The 2,343-nt window shown below is 64.3% G+C and carries 4 protein-coding genes; 2 read left to right on the top strand and 2 right to left on the bottom strand.

The genetic code is table 11. The features are described 5' to 3' along the window. On the bottom strand, nt 1-504 hold a 504-nt coding region (locus tag ACWIE7_RS18855; RefSeq protein WP_454070280.1), incomplete at its 3' end, for a recombinase family protein. Nucleotides 505-696: 192 nt separating this feature from the next. Next, nucleotides 697-1,293, bottom strand: coding sequence for a recombinase family protein (locus ACWIE7_RS18850; RefSeq protein WP_454070279.1), 597 nt, complete (start codon nt 1,291-1,293; stop codon nt 697-699). Nucleotides 1,294-1,502: 209 nt separating this feature from the next. On the opposite strand from ACWIE7_RS18850, the gene cmtR reads away from it, so the two are divergent. After that, nucleotides 1,503-1,862 carry a Cd(II)/Pb(II)-sensing metalloregulatory transcriptional regulator CmtR gene (cmtR, locus tag ACWIE7_RS18845; RefSeq protein WP_070721788.1) on the top strand — a complete coding sequence of 120 codons (360 nt, stop codon included), beginning with the start codon at nt 1,503-1,505 and terminating at the stop codon, nt 1,860-1,862. After that, a partial coding sequence (locus ACWIE7_RS18840) for a cadmium resistance transporter (RefSeq protein WP_454070278.1) occupies nt 1,859-2,343 on the top strand: 485 nt, incomplete at its 3' end. The genes cmtR and ACWIE7_RS18840, both read left to right, overlap by 4 nt.

The following is a 2,343-nucleotide window of genomic DNA, read 5'->3' as shown; positions in this document are numbered from 1 at the left end:
GGCGGCGTAGGTAGCCCGTTCATGGACAAACTCCACACTCGCGCCCTTGGCAGTGACCTCACCAACGATCTGCTTGAGATCGACCAGGGAACGAGCGAGTCTGTCCATTGACGCGACCACCAGCTCGTCACCGTCCCGGAGATACCTAATGCACTCTTCGAGCTTCACGCGATCGGCACGCGAGCGAGCGGACTGTTTCTCGACGTAGACCCGGTCGCACTCCCCCACCGCCTCGAGCTGACGCGCCTCGTTCTGATCGGCGGCCGACACCCGCACATACGCCACCCGCTGACCGCGTGGACGCGAGGCTCGGCGAGCCGACGTCGGATCCGGCTTCGGCTTCTCCTCGACGATGTTCTCCGAGTCCGTTGACTCCACCCGAAGGCTCCAGTCCAACTCGTCTCGGCGACGGAACCGAGTCCGCATCTTCCCGCGGCTGACGATGAGCACCTCCTCGCCACCGTCACCCGAACGGTCAAGCAATGTCCCGATCCGATCAGCCACCAGAAGACCCTTTCGCCGAGCAGATGTATCAATACACCCTAGACCCAACGGGACGACGTTTCATAAATAGCAAAACACACCCTGCGACACAGCGCCGATGGCGGCCTCTCGGCCGTCCCGCACGGGTGTACCGGTAAATCGCGCTGCTCGGTGGCGGCGTTCTAGCGGCGATACCTGACGGCGCCACCTGCATTAAGGCTCGAGCGCCTCGAGGGCTCGGGCGGCTTGCTGGTGGCGGTAGAGGGTGGCGCGGGACCATCCGACCAAGCTGGCCGCTTCGGCGGCGGTGCGGCCCTTTCTTCGGGCGCCCTGGGCGATGTCGAGTTTTTCGGCGATCACTGCGGGATCGACCGGGGGCCGACCGAACCTCGTGCCGTTCTGCTTCGCCGCGGCGATGCCGGCGTTGACGCGTTCAGTGATGAGCTCGCGCTCGTACTCGGCCAGGGTGGCGAGCATGCCCAGCATCAACCGGCCGGAGGTGGTCTCCGGATCGATGCCGTCCGAGAGCGACCGGATCTTCACGCCCTTGTCGCGAAGCAGGTTCACGGTATTGAGGACATCGATCAGGGAGCGGCCGAGGCGGTCAATGCGCCACACCACGACGGTATCGCCGGGCTCGATGTAGTCCATCAGCCGCTTCATCCCCGGGCGCTCGATCGCGGTCCGGCTCCCCGAGGTGACGTCGGAGAAGACGTCGCGCTTCTGAACCCCGGAATCCACGAGTGCATCCAACTGCAACTGCGCGTCCTGACTCGCGGTACTGACGCGGGTGTACCCCAAGAGCCTCATGACCCGATTCTGCCCCATAAACCCCTACCGAGGCCGATCCTGAGACGAATGTCGCCAAGATGACTTAATGAGACACCGGCGAGTGGCCGTAGAGCCAGGAAAACTGCTCAAAAGTGGTCGCTGTCCTGGACGGTGTCGGGTGTCTTGAAAACCTTTAGGTTCTTAAGGCGCCTTCGCGACAGTTCAGCGACCACTGTATAGTTCAACATATGCTGACTGTTGCTTCTCGTGTGGATGTGATGAATCGGTTGGGGCGGGCGATGGCCGATCCGACGCGGTCCCGGATACTGCTGACGTTGCTGGAGCGGCCGGCCTACCCGGCGGAGCTGGCCCGGGACTTAGAACTGACGCGTTCGAACGTGTCGAACCATCTGGCGTGCCTTCGCGACTGCGGGATCGCGGTCGCCGTACCCGAAGGCCGCCAGACCCGCTATGAGATCGCAGATCCGCACCTGGCGCAGTCACTAGCCTCCCTGGTCGAGGTCACCCTCGCCGTCAACGAGAACGCCTCCTGCCTGGACCCAGCCTGCTCAGCGCCGGGTTGTTGCGACACGGGGTCGGGCGCGTGATCCTGACCTCGGCCTTGCAGGCGATCGGCCTGTTCATCGCCACCAACATCGACGACATCATCGTCCTCTCACTGTTCTTCGCCCGCGGCGCAGGCCAACGTGGAACCACCGCCCGCATCCTGGCTGGCCAGTATCTCGGGTTCGTCGGCATCCTCGGCGCCGCTGTACTCGTCTCCCTGGGCGCGGGAGCCTTCCTGCCCCCAGAGGCCATCCCCTACTTCGGGCTGATCCCACTGGGCTTGGGACTGTGGGCCGCGTGGCAGACCTTGCGCGGGGACGATGACGACGACGTAAAAATCGAGGGCAAGAACGTCGCCGTGTGGACCGTGGCCGGCGTAACCTTCGCCAACGGCGGCGACAACATCGGCGTCTACGTCCCCGTCTTCCTCAACGTGGGCACGGGAGCCGTAGTTGCCTACTGCATCGTGTTCCTGGTGCTGGTGGCGGGACTGGTGGGCCTGGCCAAGTTCGTCGCCACCCG

The sequence above is a fragment of the Dietzia sp. NPDC055343 genome (assembly GCF_053645265.1).
This window is presented reverse-complemented; position numbering and strand designations above follow the sequence as displayed.

What these genes read in the sequence shown, in the direction of transcription:
- ACWIE7_RS18850 (WP_454070279.1), bottom strand. Translation starts at nt 1,293, where the DNA reads ATGAGGCTCTTGGGGTACACCCGCGTCAGTACCGCGAGTCAGGACGCG.
- cmtR (WP_070721788.1), top strand. Translation starts at nt 1,503, where the DNA reads ATGCTGACTGTTGCTTCTCGTGTGGATGTGATGAATCGGTTGGGGCGG.